The organism is Superficieibacter electus, assembly GCF_002915575.1.
GTDB classification, from domain to species: Bacteria; Pseudomonadota; Gammaproteobacteria; order Enterobacterales; family Enterobacteriaceae; genus Superficieibacter; species Superficieibacter electus.
The window spans coordinates 1-20,639 of sequence record NZ_PQGD01000020.1 but is presented as its reverse complement, the minus strand read 5'-3'; the positions used below and the strand labels follow the sequence as shown (position 1 = coordinate 20,639).

Below are 20,639 nucleotides of genomic sequence, written 5' to 3'. Positions count from 1 at the left end.
TTGATATGCGTAAGAAATTCAATTTTATAAATTTATGTTTACTGGCTGGCATACTTTTCCAGCCAACTATTATTTATGCCAAGTCAGTTGTTACAGAACGCACTCCATTAGAGCTATCTGGTATCGCGGCTGATTTTTTCTTAAATTATATTGTTCCAATGGCGGGATTTGATGATGTTAATCGATCAAGTTATCACGCCTTCTATGGTAAAGATGACGGGAAGACCATTACTGTTTACACAGAAAGCTCGTTCATTACGCACGATCATTTTTACAATAATACGTCCTCTCCTGAAATACCTGAACTGACAAAGAACCGACTGGAGAAAGTATATTGCGCTCCTGATAAGCGTGAATTCGTGCTTCCAAGCTCAATTGAGGGGATTTTCCGCCAAGCCAGAATGGAGGAGAAAACAATTATGATTAGTTATTATGATGCTGAAAAGCAGTCCCTACTTTTCAGCATCGGAGTGTCACCAGAATCATGCTCTCATGTCAACGCATACCCGGATCAACCTGGTTGAGTATCGGTGCGATCCAGAATAGGTTGTTTCCGGGTAAGATGGTCCTGACATTATGCAGAACCCGGTCGCCAGCATCGCCATTTAACACGCCTGCCGTCACATCAGTAACGGTGTCCATCAGACCGAATGTTGGACCTATAACAGAGCCGATGAAACCTCTGCTGGCGTAACGTGACTGAGTGCTAGTGCCAAAAACCGAACCAAGGCCAAACGCGCCACCAGTAGCCTTTTCCGCCATGTTGTTGTATTCCATAAGTGGACCAAGAATACCCGATCTGTCGATACCCTCAAGCGCTAATTTTTGTGGTGACCAGTCCACTTCCCTGCCATTTGACGCCTGTTTTAATGCATAGGTAAGCGCACCAAGAGCGATTTGAAATGCTGTACCGTAATAAAACTGGGCCGAGCCTTCTGACAGGCCGCCGATTGTTGCTCTGTTATATGACGCCGTTGTGAACGAACGGAACTGGAATACGGTACGACCAATAGGTGAGCTGGCCCATAAAGGAGTGTCTCCGACCCCGGGCGTGATAATGATGTTATTGGTGTCTTTCATGACTGCCGACTGAAACACCCCGGAAGCATAATCATCATCCCATTTATCAAAATTGCCGATGTGCCAGCCGTCAAGAACTTCACCATATTTGCGGAACTGAGCGTTTATTCGCGTGGCCGTCGCAGGGCTGATGCCCAGTTTAGCAATCCTTGATGCAGATGCCGCACCAGAAAGGATACTGTCGGCAGTAACCATGCCATTAATAGCTTTGTTGATATCGTTAAACTGCCCCATCATTGTGAGCTTACCAAAGACATCGGTTACGCGATCGAGACCTGCTTCTGCTGCATTTGTGCGTGTAGAGCTATCGACTAGGTCAGCCATCAACCTGGACCGGGAATTAAGCACTGCCTCTACCATTATCCCCATTTTTTTCATTTCACTTTTACTGGCTGTGAACGCCGGAGATCTTGAAATAAGAGATCCATAACCACGCATGGTGTTTTTGAAACCGTTAACCATTACGCCTCGGGCCAGATCCGGGATAGCGGAAACAGTCATGCCACCAAGTTTTGAAACAAAGTTCACATTTCTCATCGCCCTGCCGGCGCGAACAAAAAATGATGATGGATCGTCAGGCATTTTATATGTCCCTACCAGGCGATCACGCATAGCGGTTATGTCTCGAATATCATTCTCACGGGCTTTTGCCAGTTTTGCCTGTTCCTGGGGACGGGCGCGCATAAGCTCGTCATACTCGTCATGAATCGCTTTAAGCTGCGATTCTAGATTGCGATTGCCAAATGTCTTGGTTAATTCAATGTCTGGTGAAGCCTCCCTGATATGCCGCTGCAATACATAGTTGGCATCACTTTCCAGATAATCTCTCATCAGGTTATCAGGAAGGTTTAAAGTACGCTGCCGTGAACTGCCTGGCACCTTTACAGTGAAAATGTTTTCGAAATCCTGAGGTATTTTCGCACCAACAATTTTATTTATCGTGGCATCGGCAGCTATCTCAGCATCATCGCGTGACATAGCCTGCGCCCCTCTTGACCACCAGTTAACCAGAATGTCACGAAACTTATCACGCTCCTCGACTATCTTCCCCACCCTGTAGACACGAGGAAAATAACTGGTCTGACCCAGCGCTTTTAGTTCAGCATCTGGAGGAAGCAGGCCGAGGTCCTGCTGTGCAACTTTCACCCTGTCAACCACCTGACGCAATGCGCGCGCAGCATCCTGAATAGAGGCATTACCGTGAACATCACCATTGCGCATGGCATCGCCTACTTCCTCACGGAAGCGGGTATAATTTAGATCCCCTCCGTCCGCTTTATATTTTGCATACGCCTGTTTATTGGTAACGACAACCGCCGCCTCTTCACGACGCCAGCCAAGAACCCGGGTTTCTGCCGCAACCGGTGTTTCAAAACCCCGCTTATTTCCACGTAACGCAAAATTGTTTTCTGCCAACTCAAGCCCGGTGATCCGGGCACTGCGGGAAGGAGAGGAAATTACACGGGATATAGGTGTCATATATCCGCCAGCCTTTAAAGCGGTATCAGCAGCTTTCCCACCATCCAGAGTAAGATCGTCTAAAGTTGCCTGTCTGATTCGCATTGCGCCGACACTACCACCGTCAGGAAGACTGTCCATACCCCGATTAAGAGCTGCATTAATGCCAGAATTTTCCAGTGCGTCACCCAACTCTCGTGTTGCAGCGTCCCTTATCCCAGATGAGATCATTGATCCAGCGGTTGCAAAAACACCGCTGAATAACGCGCCGGCGGTAATATGCGCAGCGCTTTCGCCAGCAGTTCTGGTAAATTGTTGACTATTTAATGCCACTTCACTGATTGCTGTACCTGCGGCACCTATTGCCATTTGGGAACCAACCCGAGCCAGCAGTCCTCCCTGAGCACCAGGAATAAACATTGAGGCAACTGTAACGGGATCAACAACCCCAGCAGCTATACTCGCGAGCACGCCTTCGCCACCAGCCTCTGACAAAACCTTTCGATCTTCATTCTCATCATCAATCTGCTGCTTTATCCAGGCGGTTTCTTCCGGGGATCTGGCATCCGCAAACGAGGTCGCCCATTGTTCATATCCCTGGATCTCGTTCTTGTCGGAGTAGGGATTATAACCATCAGCAGGTTCAAACTGTTTGGTTGGTCTGAACATGCCAGCCAGCAAGTTGTTTTGACGAAAAGCTGCATCCCATACTGATGGCTCAGGCTGAGCAGGTTCCGGATTAACGCCGTCAGGCAATGGAACATCGAAACCAGCAGGCGCTGGTAATGCGTTATCCATAACGGAAGGAGATGTTTCAGGCTGTGGATAGATAGGCATTATTCGTCATCCCATGAAAAATAGTTTTTGAAGCGATTAACACGGTCGCCGTGGAATTTTTGGTACTGCTCATCAAGGGCGCGATGTTTATCGATGAAACCGCGCTTCTCCTGCCCTCTAATGACCTCTTCCTGCTCTCTTTGCTCACGCTCTTTCTGGGAATCCTGGTAAGGTTTCCAGTCTTCCAGAGACGGTTTCCAGCGCACCTGGCGATAATGTTTGTCAAAATAAGGCTGAACTGTCTCAATCCCATCCTTATCTTTCGTGCGGATCATGATTGCGTAGTCACCGTTTCTTGGTGTCAAAGCATCAGGCGTTATTTCCAGATCACCTCCGACGCGAGACTCTGGAGTATTTGTTTCAATAACTGGCGCATTACCTGAGGTTATGCCGATCTGCGTCGGGCTGACGGAAATATTTTCTTTCCGGTCTCCATACATTAATTGCTCTTTTTCAGCTTTCCATTGTTCTACCTGCCAGTCAGAAGGCCCATAATTATAAAGAGCTTCTGGTGCATATTTCATAAACCTGGCATTGCCGTTCACAGTACTAATGCTCCATGTGCGCGCGATCTGCTGGTTGGTCATTTTCTTGGCCGCCTCAGAATTTCCGCCTGATGTGCGATAATTTATATCGTAAAGAGACTGGTAGTCGTTTCTGAACATAGCAGCATCTGTAGAGGTATCATCAGCTTCAGGATCAATTCTGAACCACTGCGCCATGTTCCCCCGGGCAGAGTCCATAGCGCTTGCTCTTTCTTTTTTGTACTCCTTCGTGCTTTGAGTAGAAGCGAGTTGCGCTTTTAAGGCATCAGTCTGGTTATATGTTAAGTTTTGCGCCTGATTAACTGCGGCCTCGGGAGCCATACCGGCATCGCTGAGCTGCTTAACGGTCAGATAAAAACCCTGCATATCTTTTGGGAGATCACCAACAGATGCGGAATCAGTCGCGTAGAGAGCATTAAATAAGCGCGCGCCCTGAAGGACAACGTCAGGGCTGCTGGCCCGGGAAATGGCATTAAGCTGAGAAGTAACCTGTGATGGAATAATGCCGGTCTGTCGAACCTGCTGCACGATATCATCGTGCGTGTTTTGGTCGTTCACCCTGAAATTAATCGCTGATTCTGTGTTATCAGCAGCCTTCTGCATAGCTTCATTGCTGGGATCAAGCTTTTCCCCTATCGCTAATGCTTCATTGAAACGCCTTGAATCACGCTGTTCCTGAATAACAGTATTTGAGTTAGAAACCAAAGTTTTTAACTTACCGAAGGCATCGATTTTTAAAGCATAATTAGGATCGTTAGCGGTAGGCTTAACTCTTTCAAGCTCAGCTTTTTGCTGTTCAGGTGGCAGATACTGAATAGCCTGAAATGTTTTTGCATTGTCCATTGCGATATCAAGCTGGGAAACCATTTTACGTCCCTGGTCACCATATCCAAACATGATGGATGGAATAGAAGGGATCGTATCCGGCACCTCTCCGTTATTGAGTTGAGCCATAGTGTTGCTTAAAACAGGCTCAAGAGATTGCAGAACAAGCTTTCTCTGTTTTTCAATCTGAGCGTTTGCCAGATTATCAACCTGATAGATAGTAAGTGGGTCCATCCCTGTTTTATTTTTGTTGTAACGGGAGAGCCATCCGCGAGTTTCGGCGGGTAGATTTTTAACAAAATCTTCCATCGATATTTCGCCTTTACGTGGATCACCCACTTTGGCTATCAGTTTATCGACGTTTCCCATTCCCCAGTTGTATGCGGCACCTGCCAGCGGTTCAGATTGATATTTTTTACTTAATTGCCCAGCGTAATCACGCGCCAGTTGAGCGTGTTGCTCTGGATCGTCTGGGTTATATTGAACGCCTCGCTTTGCAGCAAGCTCTTTTCCCGTGTCTGGCATTAACTGAAATTGTCCCTGTGCCCCGGCGGGGGAAGTTACCAGACTACCGTCGGAATTACGGTGCTTCCCGCCTGACTCCACCATGCCCACGGCTCGTAAGTCCAGGTCTCCGTTACTATCAATGACAGAGAAATCACCATTCATCCAGCCAAGGGGATTTGCAACTGCATAATTTTTAGCTCTGGTTTCAGTAGCGGACGCGTTATCTTTTTCAATTTCAGACAAGATACGTTCCTGAGACCACCCTCGGGCCGCGCCAAAACGAGCAAGCGCAACCATGCGAGTATTCCTTGCAAGGTTTGCTTCCTGAGGGTTATTCCACGCCTCGCCTTCCTTTTGTAACTGAAGTTGCCTGGTAGCATTTAGCTGATCATCCTCAAATGCATTCACTTCGCCAAGCTCATATCTCCCGGCTATCCCATTGAAGCTGATTCGCTGCTGCTGGGCCTGCTGCATAAACATCTGTTTTGAAGCGTCATCTGGCAGGTTACTGGAAAGCTCCTGTATTTTCTCATCGTATTTTTGAGTAAACTCCTGTCCCTTTCCGATGGCGTTCTGACCTTTAAGACTGAAAAGATCCGTTTTCATATCCTCTTCAAACTGGCTTAGTTGTAAGCCAGCCTGTTGAGAAAGTGCCACATTAGCTCTCTTTTTGGCCTCTGCGAAAGCACCTGCATATTGACCTGTTACGTCAGAGAGAACCTGCCCAGCCTGAGGGGAATCAACCGTGGAGAATCCTCCAGTCTGCACCCCTCGGCTTTCAACTTGACGCCCGGTTGTTGTTGGTACTACTGGCATGATTTATCTCCTTATCGACCTGTTTTAGTGCCAACGGCTGAGCTGATCGGTGCTGCATTGCTTTGCGTGAATGGACTCCACGTACCGCCAGCCATCTGGTATGCGCCATATGCCTTGATTGGAGCGGTCAGAAGTGTTTGTGTCGCTGCGGAATTTGCCGCGCTTCTTGCCGCCCGCCCCTCAGCAATTGAGTTAACGCTTTGAACCTGGTAGCCGTAAGCCTCACGCTGCGCATTATTAACGGTGGTCAGCGCATCGAGTTGCCCAAACTGAGCCGTGTCACCGAAGATATCTAAGGCGTTGCCGGTTGAAAGATCTGTTCCAAGCGCACCCATTGTGGCGTTTTGTGTGCCAAGAGCCTGGTTAGTCTGGCGGCGGCGTTCTGCCGCGGCAATATTACCCCTGTTCACAGAGTCTTCAGCCTGAGCCTCAGCGATATCAGCATTCTGATTTGCAACAGCCGACTGATATTTACCCTGCTGTCGCTGGCTGTACGCCTGCATAGCAGCGGAAACAAGTACGGCAGCACCAACCGCGACTGGTCCACACATTATTTTTTCCTCATATGAAAGCGATGGAACGGCAGCCCGTTAACACCATATGGCGCGGCATCCTCGATGTTGAACCCGAGCCAGTGAAGCCAGGATTTAGCAACGTGGTTTCGCGCATCAACATAATTTTCAAGATACGGGTAAACGGTCAGCATTGCATTGACCACTTTCCCGCAGCGGCGCAGGAAAGTGCGCTGATATTTTTCCAGCTCATCGGTGCCCACCAGCCAGGGGATCCCGTAGCCGCCAATCATTGAACCTGGTGCCACTCCGAACACAGTTACCACGCGACCGTTTACCAGTCCGGCGCAGCAGAAAGTTGACGTACGCAACCCGGTTTCGAGTACACGCCTGACACTCCATCCGTTTGTGGCTGCAAACTCTTCAGCATCAGCAGCGCGGACGCGGGGCAGAATTTCTTCAATATGCGAGGCGGTGGCAGGCACTATCTGAGCGTTAATCATCAGAAACCTCCCACCGTCAGACGAGGAATAACCGCCAGCACAGAAAGCGGCAGCGGGTCAGTCTGTTTTATTTTGACGCGGCCATTTTTATCCCAGTTACTGTCGAGCTTGATTTCAACCTTACCGGTTGCGTCATCAACAGGATCGTCGTAAAACTCAAATTCGCGCTGCGGATACTCGTACCACTTCCCGCCAGGAGTGGAGGCCCATATACCGCGACTGGCATTCACCACCAGCGTGACAGTGTTGATAAGCTGCTTCTTATCGAGCAACGTTTCCTGACCATTAATATTGACGTCCAGCGTTTCAAACTGCGCATCAATGGGAAGCCCGATATGCACAACGCCGCCCGGCTTCTCCAGCGTGACAGCGCCACCAGATACAACCTTCTGCGGCTCAACGCTGGCGTCAGAGAGAATGTTAACCGTCTGGCCTTCAAGATGGTTCAGCCCGGCAAACGTGCGGCGAGCCATAAGCCAGTTGGTTGTTGCCGTATTGCGTAGCGCGGCGGGGATATTTCGGTTAGCGGAGATGGTCACGGCATTACTACCGATCACAGAAATGATGTCGCAGCGCAGTTGCTTATCTACCACTTCACCGGCATCGGAATCGTATTCTGAATACGGAAACTGAATTTGTGCGCCGACGTCGCCGGAGCCGAAATATGCCGTTCCGCTGATCGTCAGGGTATAATCCTGCTGATAACTCCAGTCTCCGCTGCCGCCGCTGATGGTCGCCGTCCGGCTTCCGCTGTTACGTCCGTCATAACTCAGGCCGCTGTCGACAAAAAAAGCGTCGATATCATCAGTAAACAGGCGGCTTGAAAGGCGCTCAATGTAACGCACAACCTGGCCGTTTATAGTGCGGTTGACGATGAAGTACACGGCGTCCTCATTCGCTTCGCTGATACTGCATGTGCTTTCGTATTTGCCCGGGCCGGATTGCGGGGACCATGCAAACACCTGTTGATCACGCAGATATGTGAGCGCCAGCAGCTTGCCGTCATCACGAACACAGAACGCGCAGGAATAAGGGACAATGGAGAAACACCAGTCCACAATGCTGCGTTTCTGGAAAAGGTGGTTAGCCAGGATGGTAAGGTCATTGCCCTGGTAACCGTCGACGTCAAAGGAATAAGCCAGATCCCGCACGACGCTGCCCTTCTCCTGGACGAATAAAGCAATGTTTGCCACGGCTATTGGCGGAATATTGCTGCAACCATTGGATCCCTGCGAACTGAGAGAGAAAGCGCTGGGAGTCAGAACCTTATTCTGGTCTCCGGTCACAACAAATTCACCACCAGACGTCAGAACAACCAGAGATCCAACGTCGATCAGGTGGCGGATCTCGTTAACCTGACGCCCGGCGTAGGTGTAGATAATGCGATCATCGTCCTGAATCGGGTTATTCTTCCCGAAGTCCTTGTAATCGCCGGTGCGGCTTGCCCAGATCGTCTGCGGATAAGCAGTAGACGCAGCGAAATAAAGGCGTTGCTGATAATAAACGACAGTGCCGGGATAACCGTTAACACTGTTCCAGGCAAACCGCGCCCACTTATAGCTCGCCTTTGTGCTGCCCACAACGTTTTCAGGGATGCGAGAAATAACCGTAGCCGTTGCGCTTTTTCCATCACTGGCGACGGCGGTGATACGGACAATGCCGAAGCCACTGTGCAGGTATTCCCACTGTATGCCTGTATCATCATCTCCAGTGCCGCCCCATCCGTCCCAGGCCATGCCTTCGGTATGTGACGGACGCAGCGTCCCGGTCTTCCCGGCAGTGTTGGCCCGGTAGTAGTTGCTTTCCGCCCGCCGGATATCGTTAATCACTGTTTCTTTGCTAGTCTCCCAGACGGGGACAGAATCAACCGCTGGTTGCTCAAGGTAGAATAACTTGCCGACCTGTTCAGATCCGAAAATTTCCTGACTCGCAGTCAGCGTGATGATGCCGGTGGGCGCGCTGGCGTAAACAGTGCTCGTCTCGGTAACGTTGATATCTTCAAACGGTCCGTTATTCGTCTCAACATCAACGATCTGCCAGTTGTCATGCGCGTACCGGCGCAACTCTTTAGGCGGATAGTTCGGATGAACAAGCGTCAGAACGTCAGCGCTTTGCGTGAATTTGATACGGAAGAGATCGTCTTCAGCGTATGGCATTGCCAGTTCATAAATGGCGTTGCTGCTGGTCAGCACCAGCGCACCATCTTTAATGACGCGCATGTAGTTGTGACCGAACTCAAGCGCATATGTCTGTACCGTAGAGAACTGGAAGGGGATCAGGCGGCATTTGCGGTCAGGGTATTTTGCCGCGGCAACAAACCGCGTGCCCGGACGGTTTTCCACGCCACCATATTGCCGGACAATGAAGTTATCGCACTTGCGCAGCGCCACCTGATACTTAGCCATGTCGATGCGACCATACAGAGAAGGCCCGATCTCACCACCAGCAAAGCTCGGTTGTATCCAGCTAAATGCCATCAGCATAACCTCGCAACAGTGAATTCGCTTTCAGGTGCTACCGGCTCCTGCGACTCATTCATGCTGTGTGAACCAGCGTTAAGAATGATTTGTTTGTACATACTGAGAGCGTTATTTCCGAGATCTGCATTGCCGGTCAGTGACATGTTGATCGACGCAGCCAGTTTCCACGTCAGCGCTTCCTGAAAAATAGAATCAAACATGTTGACGTCGGTGATCCGCGCTACGTACTTCAGCCAGGCCTGCGCCTCATTCGTGTAGATCAGCTTTCCGGTGCCGTCAAAGTCAGCGCCAACAAAATACTCAACACGCATACGCGAGGCAGGGTTAGGGATCCCGGCAGTGGGGATCTCAATAATGCGCAGGCAGTCTGTTGGGTAGGTGTAAGCATATTGCCAGTCAGGCGGCGGATTGTTGGTGTCAGCCAGTGCTACACGCTTGGTGGCAAAGTTCCAGTCGAAGTCTGCCAGCACCGCATCACGCATTGATTCGTAATACAGTGAGCACTGACCGGCTTCTTTGCTGGCTTCTTCCAGGCTGTTAATGCTCCGGTTGTTTCCGAGATTCCCCAGAGCACGGTTGCAGATCTCGATAACGGAAGCCATCACTCACCCCCGGAACCATACATCACTTCAGCGGTGCTGCGCTCCGGAGCCTGCGGAGTGGCCGGAGAAATAGCCATGTCAGTGATCTGAAGGCTGGCGTTATGCTGCATGCCTTCTTCAGTGTCACGGGTTGACGTAGAGCGAATAATTGCCTTAGCAGTGATCATTACTTCAGTCCCTGCTGGCTGCGGCGTCGCCTTCAGTTTGGTCAGCGTCTCGTTGTTCAGCTCAATGCACAACCCCCACGGATAATCATCACGGGTTTTGGTTTCGCCGTTCTCATCCTGAAATGTGTCGGTGCCGATTTTTAGATTTACCAGTTCCATAATCCACTCCTGCAAGAAGGGGGCCGAAGCCCCCTGTTTAACTCAAGAGGCTTAAACCCCTAATTCTTTCCGCTTCGCAGCGATTTCGCTCTTCATTGTTTCAGCCGACTTATTGCCCGGCTTCTTGTCGAAGAGTTCTTCATACTGCTGGCGTAAAGATGCGAGGTCTTCGCTCACCGCACCGTCACCGCTGCCCGGCTCGCCGTCGTCAGGGTTGCTGTCAGAAACAACGCTCACCTGAGGAGGCTTAACCTCTTCGGTCTTACCGTGCTTTTTCTCGGCCTTCTTCTTCGCGGACTTAGCCGCATCGTTCAGAGGCTCCAGAGCGCTGCCCGGCTCGCCGTCGTACTCAACCTCTTCACCTTCATGTACCAGTTGATTGACGATGAAAGAGAGGCGCGTAACGCGGTACTTCGCTTTTTCTTCAGACATATTCGCCTCTTAACCAGTGATACGTGAACGGATCGGATAGTAGGACGTGTTGTTACCGTCTACATCCAGGTTGATGCCTGAAGTGAAAGCGCCGGCGGTCAGCGGCCCGGTACCCACGGAATAGTTCACACGCAGATAACGCAGAACACCCTGCGGAACTTTCTGTGCAACAACACGCTTACCGGCGGTAAGGTCAGCCAGAGCCAGATCACCACTGCTGGCAAGCGTGCGCCAGGTGGAATTATCAGAGCTGGTCTGGAACTGAATATTCACCGTAGCAGCGCCAGCAGCAGCGGCAGCAGTAGTCGCGTTAACGAACCATTCCAGCGGATAACCCACGCCGATATCACGGCGGGTGCCGTCAATCGGGCCGAGGTCGACCACATCAGTCGAAGGTGCAGAAGCCGTAACCGCCTGACCTTCAGAGAACATCAACAATTTGTCGAGGATCATCTCTTTTTCTCCATGTATGGGCCAGCAGGCCCATCAGTTAATGACAGGCGTTACACAACGCGGGATTCAGTTTCCAGAATCGCATCGGTTTCGCGGATCGGAATACCACGGAATGCAGTCCACCACTCGCCTTCTGTCTCTTTAACGGTCAACGCCAGAGACGCTTTGTCGAGAGACTGAAGGTCGAGAGCCTGAGCAACAGAGCGGTTCATATAGAACACAGCTTTGCCCATGCCACGGTTCGGGATGCGATGCAGTGCCTGAATCATCAGACGGACGATGTTTGCAGCGGCGGTCGGGCTGGACAGATCGCTGACATCGATGTTTGCCACACGGACAACATAGCGCCAGTCACGAACGGTCAGGCCGTTATCCCACTTGTAGTGGGAGCGATAGCCCTGATATTGGCCGCCGTTCTGGTCGTAGAGCGTATGCTCTCCCAGATCGTCATGCTGAAGACCGGCTTTCTGGTCTTTCGGGAAGATACCGTGAACGGTATTCTCGCCCCACACAATCAGCCAGATAGATGTGTTATCGGTACCGGTACCGCCTGCGTCGATGATGTTCTGAGCATTACCAGCGGACTTGCTGGAATAGCGCGGTGCCAGACCCATGAAGCGCTCAGGGTTAACGCTGGTATCGCCGTAAAACAGCGTCTGCGCCATCTGCTGATTCATACCTTCGATGAAGGCGCGATCTTCCGAAAGACGGAACTCAGCAGTGTTACCGTTCAGATCGGCCAGCGACTTGTCCACTTCGGCATAGGCTTCCAGCATACCGACGGTATCGGTGATCTGCGCCGTGGTGGATTTACCCTGTTTCACGCCGTAGTTCAGCAAGCGCCAGGTGCCTTCCGGCAGACCAGTGCGGATGGTGGTACGGTGCCCGGTCGGCAGGTTGCCTTCTACAAACGGCATATCCTCCAGAATCGGGTTAGTCTGGCCGAGCAGCTCGATGATTTTATCGATCTTGCCGTTCGGGTCTACGCGCTTACCCCAGTCTGCCAGCGTCAGCGCAGTTAAGCCTTTAACAGCCATATTTGTGTCCTCTCTTATTTGCCATAAAGCACTTCGGCAGCGCTACGCTGACCGCTTTCTTTACCGGTCACCATGTTGTCTTCTGACATGGCTTTGCCGATCCTGATGAACGTCTTAACCAGTTCAGGGTGATTACCCAGTCCGGTGCCGTTCAGGTATTCTTTCAGCTCAGGAGTGCCGAACTGTTCCAGAGCGCGTTGCGCTGCGCTCAGGTTAGAATTGAGTTTGTCGCCGCCGATCTCTTTGTCAGCTTTGACTGATTCCGCCCAGCCTTCGGTTTGCTTCTGCCATGCTTCGGCCTGCTGTTTCTGCACCATCGGAAGCAACTTAGTGCCGTACATATCAACCAGCTTCTGCGCCTGTTCCTGGTTGAGGTTCAACTCGCGCGCCAGCGGCTCGAAATCCTTCAGGGCTTCCGTATCCAGTTCAACGCCTTCAGTGGCCTTAAACTCATATTTTTCCGGAGCGCCTTCAGGTTTTTTATCCTTCTCTTCCTTTGGCTTTTCGCCGTCTCCCTGCTTTTTGTCTTCCGGCTTATCAGCTTCATCAGCGTTTTCACCCTGCTTTTTCTGCGGGTCGTCCTGAGTGCCAGGCTGCTTATCGTCCACAGTTTTTTCAGGTTTATCGCCTTCAGCACCTGCTGCCTGCTCTGCGCCGGTTGCAGTATCGCCTTCGGCACCACCACCAGATGAACCACCAGCGCCAGCGTCAGTAGCCTCATCCATCAGGACTACGCCAAAAATTTTCTTAAACAGTTCGTTGCCCATGTCTTTTACCCTTAAACGATTGTCAGGCCGGTGATCACGCCATTAGCCACATTGACAGTGACCTGACGGTTTGCCGTGCCAATTGCGAGGATCGCGTTGTTAGTTACAGGAAGTGACGCCAGAACGGTGCCGTTTGCTACCGGAGCGATGGTGGCTGCCAGGTTAATCCCGGTCACTACGCTACCGGCAGTGACGACTGAGGTTGACCCCTTGCCATTAGCCCCGGCGCTGTTACGTACCTGAACAGTGTCGCCGTTCTTAACGACAGCAGCAGATGCTGGTAACTTAAAGCGATCTGCTTTACCTGCCTGCACCACGGCAGAGACGGAAACCGCCTGATCCGTAGTGCCATCTGACCCGTAAAGCGGATAGCCCAGACTGTCAGTTACAGGAGCCATATTTGACGGCAGCGTTGTGGCGCTACCCTTGATCATCGGCTGATAGAAGTCCCACCCACCCAGGGATGAATCCACGACCATCGCACCGAATGGCTGCCAGCCATCAGCGATCTGCTGGACCATCGCCTGCTCAAGTTCCATCAGGCTGGATGCATGGAAATAGCGAATAGCCTCAATCACCGGAAACCTCCTTATTCTGCTGGCGTTGCTCTTCTGCCATCTTCAGGTAAAGCTCAGGGCATACCGCCATCACTCTGCTGAAAAGGGCCAGCGACACATTGCGCTGACCTTCGTTAAACGATGTGACGTGAGGTTCAACAGCAAACGTGGAAGCAAATACCTTGCCTTGCTCAAGCAAGTTCCAGACGACGCGGCGGCCACGCTCAGTAGCCATTACGTAACGAATATCTTCAGCATCACGTTCTTCGCGCTCCTGAATTGCTCGTTCCTGCTGGGCTGTAAGCTTCTCTTCTTCCCAAATGTCCGTCATTGCTGCGCGCCCCCTGCTGCGTTAGCCATAGCAGTAAGAACGCTAGGATCTGATGTCTGTGCCTGGCTGAGGGTTTTCGCACCATCGGCGGCAGCCATACCCATTTCCATTGCCTGCTGGCGTTGCTGCTGTTGAGCACGCTGCTGGCGAATGTCATTAACCTGGTCCTGCGGAACGATGACCGTCGGAGATACGCCGGACATTTCCGCAAATGCATCAATCGCCTGGTCCACATTGAGCTTGTCGAGTGCTTCAGGTTTAACTGCGGCAAGGTTGCCAATGAAGCCAACGGTTGTGGACAGACTGGAAAGGCCAATAGACTTCTGCGCCTGTGCCATCACAGAGATGTATTCGATGCGCAGCGGCATACCCTGCATAACGTCCGGCGGCGGCGGGAGCATGTTCTTGCGCACCATGATGCTGAAAGCGCGATCGATGAGCGGATTAAGGCATTCATCGTTCAGGCGCTCCAGCACGGGGCCAAGCATAAGCAGCTTCTCTTCCTTCATCTCGATCACTGCCTCAACCGGCATTGAACGTGTATTGATGCTCTGCAACATCATGAACAGGTCGACAAAGAAAGATGAGTTGATGATCTGTCGCGTGTCCTGGATATCAGCCAGCAGATCGGAGGTATTGGGATTAACCAGGTATGCAGGTTTGAAACCGTCCTGCCCGGTCACTGTGTCCAGGTAGGTCACATCACCAGGGAGAAGGGATACACGCTGCGTCTTGAGTGAGGTTGGCGCGACCATCGGCGGGTTAGTGGCTTTGTCGATCAACTGGCTTTTGCGTTTCTGCTCAAGCTGGAGGGCTTTAACCTGGCCGAGCGCCAGCATTCCCGGACATGACGATCCATACACGTCCTCCCCGTTAACTTCCCAGCGTGGAGCCATGATCGGGAACTCATCGAAACCAGACTCGCGCAGCACCTTGTCACTGTCGCCGCCAACTTCGTAGTAGACCGATTTCCACGGCTTATCTTTCGACAGCAGGCTGCCCGTCTCGCGGTTCATGTTCGGGTAAACAGAATGGATTACTTCGATCCACTGCTCGTAGTTTCCACCTTCCCACATCGATTTAACGCTGGTGCTGACGCTGTTCGTGCCGAACTTCTGAACGAGCTGGCGAACCGTCATAGAAAATTTGCGGAAACAGGTGTCAACGCTGCCACGCTCAGAGTTAGCCAGGTGGTAACTGCCGATAGGGAACATCATTGTGCGCAGCACGTCATCGTCATCTTCGAGGACAGCCATGGCCCCGGTGCTGTAAATCCCCAGACTGCTGTAGAGCAGCGGCAAAGACTGGTAGAGGTTCGACTTGTTGAATACTTCGTTCATGCGGCGCTGCACGACTTCGAGCCAAAGCTTAACCGGGCCGTAGTCCATCATGTCCGGATCTGGCGTTGCCAGCCTGAACCACGGACGCGCCGGGGAAGTGATGCCGGACATCATGCCGCTGGACAAGGTGCGGGCTGCCAGGCTGCCGGTTGGGTCGACGATTTTATTGTTGCGGCGTTCGTTGCGGTTGACATCAGAGACGAGAAAGCGTGAGCCACGCGGATTGATGAAATCACTCAGGTCGCGCCAGTGGCTCTCGAAAGATGAGCGATCATTTCCGAGCTGAGCGTATTGCTTGTTCAGTCGTTCCTTCAGTGTCTCAGCCATATCCCGCGCTCCCGTTACTGTCCGAGCAGCGTTTTACCGCTGGTGTTAGCTGCGGAGGTGTCGCCCTGTGCGCCGGTCAGCAACGTAGACGCACGGCCATTAGCAGCGCGGCGGCGGCGGGTCTCTTCATCACGGGCATCAACTACTGCCTGGTCCTGCTCCTGCGGCGCAGCCTGGATTTCCGGCGCGGCTGGCACTGATGGACTACTTCCGACACACATAGCATTAACTCCGGATGGATTAAATTATTACCAATTTAACCATATACGGATTATTTTACGTAGTATATTGACAGTAATTGCATTAATTATTACCTTTAAGGTAACTTTTATGGACGAAGTACATAACCCGAAGCGCATTCCTGAACATCACTTGTGGTGTTGCCGTTAAATCCAAACCGGTGGAGTGCGCTTCGTGTTGTGGTGAATGCGCAGGCTGATGCGCAGCCTTAATGGCAGGTCGGATGGGAATTGGAGACTTGGGACGCGCCTGAAAGTATGGCGGCAAATACCATCAAAGCCGGAGATCAGCGCCGGCCACCACAACAAACGGTGTATGGCACATGCGCCGTAGCGGTCCACTGATTTTCCCTTGAAGTGCATTGATCAGTGGGTAGCCGGAATGTGCAAGCCAGGCTAAACATGACGCCCTGAGCGATTCACCATCGCGGCGATACGGTGTGGCACCCCGGGAGCAGACGGGGACACAACAGGTAAGAGCATTGAGATTGGCGGCGACTGGCCTCTAACCGTTTGGCGACGCAGTGCTCTTTCCGTTGTGGTGAATGGCGGGGCTGACCGTCAAACGGTTGAGAAAAGATAAGCAGGCGAAACGTTCTAAGCGAGCATAGGGACTGATCGAACGCGGATGGAACGGGCGGTTACGATATTGAAACACCGCGCCACTGAGCTGGAGTTCAGCACCAGCCACCACAAACGAATCACGCCTTAGGACCGTGATACCCGAAGTACCGATAAGCTGTGTGTAGTCTTGGCGGTGGCAGGTTATTTGAATCCTTACTGTCACCGCCCTTTTTACACCAGAACGTCATTGCGATGGCTTTCTGTTGTAAACCCGTGACATCCCGCCAAGGAAGGCACCCTCCGTTATTGCTTCCAGTTTGCCCGGTTCGCCGGGCATTTTTTTAAAGGTGAAAATCATGAGCCAAAACTTAGCAGGTTGCTTAGCAAATTCTCATAAGCCAAACCCTAATGAAGAAATGCGCCGCGACAACCTCTACCAAACGAAGTTGAATTGCCTGGCTGAAGTGCTTGGAAAACAATTATTCGTTGAGAAAGCCGACGCGGAGCGCAGCGCCGAAGCGATCAACGCTGCGTTTGATAAAATCACTTATTGATTGCGTGACATGTCACAATCAGCCCGCTGACGCGCGGGCTTTTTCATGCATAGGGGTCATATTCTGTAATGGCCTTTCCCTGCTGCTCCCGCTGCCCAGGGATGCGCTGGCGTTTCACCACCGGGAAAGCATAGGTCAGCACGTAGGCGTCTGCGTTGTTCGGCGACCTGCCCAGTAATTCCTTCACCTCTTCCTTGTCCTGCAAAATCTTGCGGCTGTCCTTCAGCCTGACTTTGTATTCAGGCGCGCTGAGTTCGTCGGCTAAGTCCTGGCTGTCGAGCTGCGCTCCCAGCTTCAGAGCATCGCGTGCTGATTTGTACATCTCGCCGCGCTTGTTCGCCATTTCAGGGTCTGACGTGCCACCGCCAAACTGTATCAGCGTCCACGCCCGGCCCCAGTTATCGCCAACGGATTTAAGTCCCGTGCCGTAGCCGTAGTCGATGAATACCGCGTCAGCCTGGTGCAGGTCTTCGAAGTCGGCGATCACCTTTGCAAACCATACATCGTCGGTAGTGCGCGGGTACTCTCCCAGTTTGCGGCAGTGCAGCCCTTTACGCAGGTAAATAACCGCCGGGTCTTTGCCCTGGTGCGACGGGTCGACGCCAATCACCGTGGCCGCGTGCGCCACCTGTGCTTCGGTGATCACCCTGCCCACCGCCGGACCGGTCAGGCCGGACGGGATGAACTGGTTTTCAGACGCATCAGGGAAGATGCCGCGCACGCGGACCTTCACAAAGTCGCTGTCTTCGCCGTAGTCCTCAACCCATTTCTGCAACTGCTCTTTGTTCGTGCCCTCGACGGTGCGCGAGTCAATCTGTTTGCACTTCCAGCGGTGCCGGTATTTACGGAAGCACTCACGGAAACGCCCGGTGTTACGCGTCGGGTTCCCGAACGCCACCCAGACGATCTCGGTGTCTTCGTCGGTCAGCGCCCCCTCTGCCACCTCCCACACCAGATCGGCGATATTCGACGCTTCGTCGAAGATAACGATGATGCGCTTACGCTCGTTGTGCAGCCCGGCGAACGCCTCTGTGTTGTGTTCTGACCACGGGATAGCATCAGCGCGCCAGCGCTTGTCATGGCCCGGATCATTGCTGTACATCGCGGTTGCGGTGGTGCTGAACCAGTCTTTCGTAATAGCCAGATTCGACCATTTGATGATTTCCGGCCACGTCTTCGTCCGCAGCTGGTTTTCAGTGTTGGCGGTCACCACCACCTTGCAGTCCTCGCAGGTATCCATCCCCCACTTAATCAGCATCGATATGAACGCCGACTTACCGATCCCGTGACCGGAGGCGCGCGCCAGCATCAGAGGCTGATATCTGGTAGCAGGGTTCTGTAGATGCTCGCCTATCTCCTGGAATGCCTCAGCCTGCCACTGTCTCGGCCCGCTGGCATGAGCCAGTTCGCCGCCCTCTTCACCCCACGGAAAAGCGTAATGTGCGTATCCCAGCGGATCGTAAGTAAACCCGGCAATATCCTCGACGAGCTGCTCTTCGGGTGACAGGATGGCGGCTTCGGTCATTTATCACCGCCCCGCTCTTTGACACGCTGGCGTGCCTTAGCCATCTTATCGGCGATAGTCACTGTGCCTGATACCTCGATGCGCTCTTTAAACGCGTTGACGTCTACGTGCTTACCGATCAGTTCGAGGTTCTTAACCTTGTCCGGCCATTTAATTTTCTTGAGCATGTTCTCGAGCGTTGTCTCATCGAAGTTGGTGATCGTCGTCGAGATATCCAGACCGCTTAGCGTGGTGCGCCATATCTTCGGCCACTGGCTTATCGGCTTCAGGCCGCCGTCGTCGTTGAGTATGTCGATCACGTCCATCTGGTCGATCTCCACCAGCCGGAGAAGAACATAGTCCGCACTGACGCGTGTGCGCTTATTGCGCTCTTCCATCAGCTCCGCAATCCGTTTCTGTACACGCTCATCTCGCATATTCTGGCTGGCGAACTTTGAGGCTGTTTTTTCTGAGTAACCGGCGCGTATTGCCGACCCGCGCTGGTCTTCCGGCGACTTAATGTACTCCTGGCAATACGCCTCCTGAATTGCCGTAAGAGGCTTATATTGCGTTGATTTGCGTTTGTGGGTTTTCGGGATCGCTGGCATTGTTACCGCCTGAGTAATTAATTACCGTTATGGTAATACTAACACGCAAAACAAAGCCGCCATAGTCGGCGGCCGCATTCAGAAACCATCAAATTCATCAGTCATTACAATCACCGTGACCTGTCACATTTACTTATCCGCCAGCGCGCGAAGAGTTTCTCGGTTATTCTCGCTGGCTCTCTTCAGCGCCACCTCAAACTTATCGCCGATGTTCAGCTTAAGCTCATGCCAGCCCATCGTTGCCCAGCACTCTGAATCACCGGCGCACGGGCAGGCGTTCACCGGCAGCGCGTCGCCGCACTTACCGCACTGGCGTTTGCTGATCGATGTGATACGTCCTAGCACCCGCGCATCATCCTGGCGGATAAGCATCGCTATGTACTCTGACATCTCGTAGGGATCACGGCCTGGTCGCCGGGCGGCGCAGTTCCGCGCCAGCATATCCATTTCCTGCTCGTCGAGTACCACTTCCAGCTTTCTATCGCCAGTGGCGCGCTGCCGGGCGCGCTGTGCTGCTTTACGTTCTGCGGGGGATTTAGCCACGAATCACCCCCGATTTGACAGCATAGAAGGGGCAAGGAATACCTGGTGAATGCTTATTTCCACAAACAAGGCAGCGGCCATTAGCAAAAAGACTTCCACTCCGGAAAGAGACAAAGTGATCTGCGTTCTCCGACAAAGCATTACGGAAAGCAATGGAGACGACCTTACCACCCATGAACATCATGTTTGCGTCTAGCTTCGGCTCCTGACCGTCTTCGAACTCAACGACGAAAGTTATGCTGGACATCACTTGCTCCCCCTGTAATCAAGCCAGACCATCCAGGCAATCAGCGCACAGCCTGAAACAAAAACAACGCATCCCAGAATTGCTAAAGGCCATGTCATGATTTCACCTCCGGCGCTGCTGCAATCATTGCCCTGTAACCGGCAGCATGTCCGCGCCAGTTAGCAACCTCGGAAAGCCACGCATTCATCATTGCCTGAGTTGGCTCAGCAGGCAGCATCACCCAACCATCCGGTATTGCCGGAGAGTTGCCAGCCTCCTTGACATGCATGCGCGGCTCACCATCTTTCGACTCTGGCCACTGGCGCGTTTTGTTTATCGCCAGCTTTTCAATCATTGCCCTGGTGATGAAGTCGTCAGAAATTCCCATGCGGCGTTGTGCGTCCCAAAGCAGGAACTGCATATCAGCCCACTCAAGCGGATCTTCTGGGTTAGCAGCGGCTTCCAGCGCTTCTTTTGATAAATGTTTAAGGGGTCCAACCGGTCCGACTTTGCCGAACGTCTTATCAGACCATTCAGCGTGCTCACGGCGAACCTGTTCGCGCAACTCATCACGATTGCTTACAGGTTCGAGCATGGCGGCGCGGAAGGAGTTCCAGCCCTCAACATATCCGCATTCGTGCATATCGATAATTCCGTCTGCGGTAA

The 20,639-nt window shown here is 52.4% G+C and carries 20 protein-coding genes and 2 pseudogenes; 2 read left to right on the top strand and 20 right to left on the bottom strand.

What is annotated here, in order from left to right:
• Nucleotides 1-5: 5 nt before the first annotated feature.
• A complete protein-coding gene (locus CHU32_RS28090) occupies nt 6-524 on the top strand; it encodes a hypothetical protein (protein WP_133159278.1) in 519 nt (172 codons plus the stop codon).
• Here the strand turns inward: CHU32_RS28090 and CHU32_RS21160 are convergent.
• Genes CHU32_RS21160 through CHU32_RS21090 form a run of 15 tightly spaced genes read right to left on the bottom strand, consistent with a single transcriptional unit; the run spans nt 496 to nt 15,956 of the window.
• On the bottom strand, nt 496-3,375 hold the full coding sequence (locus CHU32_RS21160; protein ID WP_103677877.1) for a hypothetical protein: 2,880 nt from the start codon (nt 3,373-3,375) through the stop codon (nt 496-498). The genes CHU32_RS28090 and CHU32_RS21160 overlap by 29 nt on opposite strands.
• Nucleotides 3,375-6,068, bottom strand: a complete 2,694-nt coding sequence (locus CHU32_RS21155; protein ID WP_103677876.1) for a lytic transglycosylase domain-containing protein — start codon at nt 6,066-6,068, stop codon at nt 3,375-3,377. The genes CHU32_RS21160 and CHU32_RS21155 overlap by 1 nt, the downstream gene beginning before the upstream one ends.
• An 11-nt stretch (nt 6,069-6,079) precedes the next feature.
• A complete protein-coding gene (locus CHU32_RS21150) occupies nt 6,080-6,619 on the bottom strand; it encodes a virion core protein, T7 gp14 family (RefSeq protein WP_103677875.1) in 540 nt (179 codons plus the stop codon).
• The gene (locus CHU32_RS21145; RefSeq protein WP_103677874.1) at nt 6,619-7,083 is read right to left on the bottom strand and encodes a hypothetical protein; all 465 of its coding nucleotides are present in this window, start codon (nt 7,081-7,083) and stop codon (nt 6,619-6,621) included. Before CHU32_RS21145 ends, CHU32_RS21150 begins: the two co-directional genes overlap by 1 nt.
• Complete coding sequence (locus CHU32_RS21140) at nt 7,083-9,560, bottom strand: phage tail protein (protein ID WP_103677873.1); 2,478 nt, start codon at nt 9,558-9,560, stop codon at nt 7,083-7,085. Before CHU32_RS21140 ends, CHU32_RS21145 begins: the two co-directional genes overlap by 1 nt.
• A complete protein-coding gene (locus tag CHU32_RS21135) occupies nt 9,560-10,165 on the bottom strand; it encodes a phage connector family protein (protein ID WP_103677872.1) in 606 nt (201 codons plus the stop codon). Before CHU32_RS21135 ends, CHU32_RS21140 begins: the two co-directional genes overlap by 1 nt.
• Nucleotides 10,165-10,491, bottom strand: coding sequence for a capsid staple protein (gene gp10 / locus CHU32_RS21130; protein WP_103677871.1), 327 nt, complete (start codon nt 10,489-10,491; stop codon nt 10,165-10,167). The genes CHU32_RS21135 and gp10 overlap by 1 nt, the downstream gene beginning before the upstream one ends.
• Before the next feature lie 51 nt (nt 10,492-10,542).
• Nucleotides 10,543-10,923 carry a hypothetical protein gene (locus tag CHU32_RS21125; RefSeq protein ID WP_103677870.1) on the bottom strand — a complete coding sequence of 127 codons (381 nt, stop codon included), beginning with the start codon at nt 10,921-10,923 and terminating at the stop codon, nt 10,543-10,545.
• A gap of 9 nt (nt 10,924-10,932) precedes the next feature.
• Entirely contained in the window at nt 10,933-11,376 is a 444-nt protein-coding gene (locus CHU32_RS21120; protein ID WP_103677869.1) for a Bbp16 family capsid cement protein, read from the bottom strand.
• Nucleotides 11,377-11,426: 50 nt separating this feature from the next.
• Nucleotides 11,427-12,413, bottom strand: a complete 987-nt coding sequence (locus CHU32_RS21115; RefSeq protein WP_103677868.1) for a major capsid protein — start codon at nt 12,411-12,413, stop codon at nt 11,427-11,429.
• Between the two features lie 14 nt (nt 12,414-12,427).
• The gene (locus CHU32_RS21110; protein ID WP_425444905.1) at nt 12,428-13,138 is read right to left on the bottom strand and encodes a peptidase; all 711 of its coding nucleotides are present in this window, start codon (nt 13,136-13,138) and stop codon (nt 12,428-12,430) included.
• A 53-nt stretch (nt 13,139-13,191) separates the two neighbouring features.
• Nucleotides 13,192-13,758 carry a hypothetical protein gene (locus CHU32_RS21105; RefSeq protein ID WP_103677866.1) on the bottom strand — a complete coding sequence of 189 codons (567 nt, stop codon included), beginning with the start codon at nt 13,756-13,758 and terminating at the stop codon, nt 13,192-13,194.
• Nucleotides 13,751-14,068, bottom strand: coding sequence for a Bbp19 family protein (locus CHU32_RS21100; protein WP_103677865.1), 318 nt, complete (start codon nt 14,066-14,068; stop codon nt 13,751-13,753). Before CHU32_RS21100 ends, CHU32_RS21105 begins: the two co-directional genes overlap by 8 nt.
• Nucleotides 14,065-15,735 (bottom strand): portal protein, encoded by a 1,671-nt coding sequence (locus tag CHU32_RS21095; RefSeq protein WP_103677864.1) that lies wholly within the window; start codon nt 15,733-15,735, stop codon nt 14,065-14,067. Before CHU32_RS21095 ends, CHU32_RS21100 begins: the two co-directional genes overlap by 4 nt.
• A gap of 14 nt (nt 15,736-15,749) precedes the next feature.
• The gene (locus CHU32_RS21090) at nt 15,750-15,956 is read right to left on the bottom strand and encodes a hypothetical protein (protein ID WP_103677863.1); all 207 of its coding nucleotides are present in this window, start codon (nt 15,954-15,956) and stop codon (nt 15,750-15,752) included.
• A 938-nt stretch (nt 15,957-16,894) separates the two neighbouring features.
• On the opposite strand from CHU32_RS21090, the gene CHU32_RS21085 reads away from it, so the two are divergent.
• Nucleotides 16,895-17,092, top strand: coding sequence for a hypothetical protein (locus CHU32_RS21085; RefSeq protein ID WP_103677862.1), 198 nt, complete (start codon nt 16,895-16,897; stop codon nt 17,090-17,092).
• 43 nt (nt 17,093-17,135) lie between these two features.
• Here CHU32_RS21085 and CHU32_RS21080 read toward each other — a convergent pair whose 3' ends face one another.
• From CHU32_RS21080 to CHU32_RS21060, 5 genes and pseudogenes are all read right to left on the bottom strand, one after another.
• Nucleotides 17,136-18,617: a terminase gene (locus tag CHU32_RS21080; protein WP_103677861.1), complete on the bottom strand. Its 1,482-nt coding sequence runs from the start codon at nt 18,615-18,617 to the stop codon at nt 17,136-17,138.
• A pseudogene (locus CHU32_RS21075) lies at nt 18,614-19,286 on the bottom strand (terminase small subunit). The gene CHU32_RS21080 and the pseudogene CHU32_RS21075 overlap by 4 nt, the downstream one beginning before the upstream one ends.
• Before the next feature lie 125 nt (nt 19,287-19,411).
• A pseudogene (locus CHU32_RS21070) lies at nt 19,412-19,747 on the bottom strand (hypothetical protein); the annotation flags it as partial.
• Entirely contained in the window at nt 19,740-19,994 is a 255-nt protein-coding gene (locus tag CHU32_RS21065; RefSeq protein ID WP_103677859.1) for a hypothetical protein, read from the bottom strand. The gene CHU32_RS21065 and the pseudogene CHU32_RS21070, both read right to left, overlap by 8 nt.
• A gap of 94 nt (nt 19,995-20,088) precedes the next feature.
• Nucleotides 20,089-20,616: a DUF550 domain-containing protein gene (locus CHU32_RS21060; RefSeq protein WP_245880253.1), complete on the bottom strand. Its 528-nt coding sequence runs from the start codon at nt 20,614-20,616 to the stop codon at nt 20,089-20,091.
• Between the last annotated feature and the right edge of the window lie 23 nt (nt 20,617-20,639).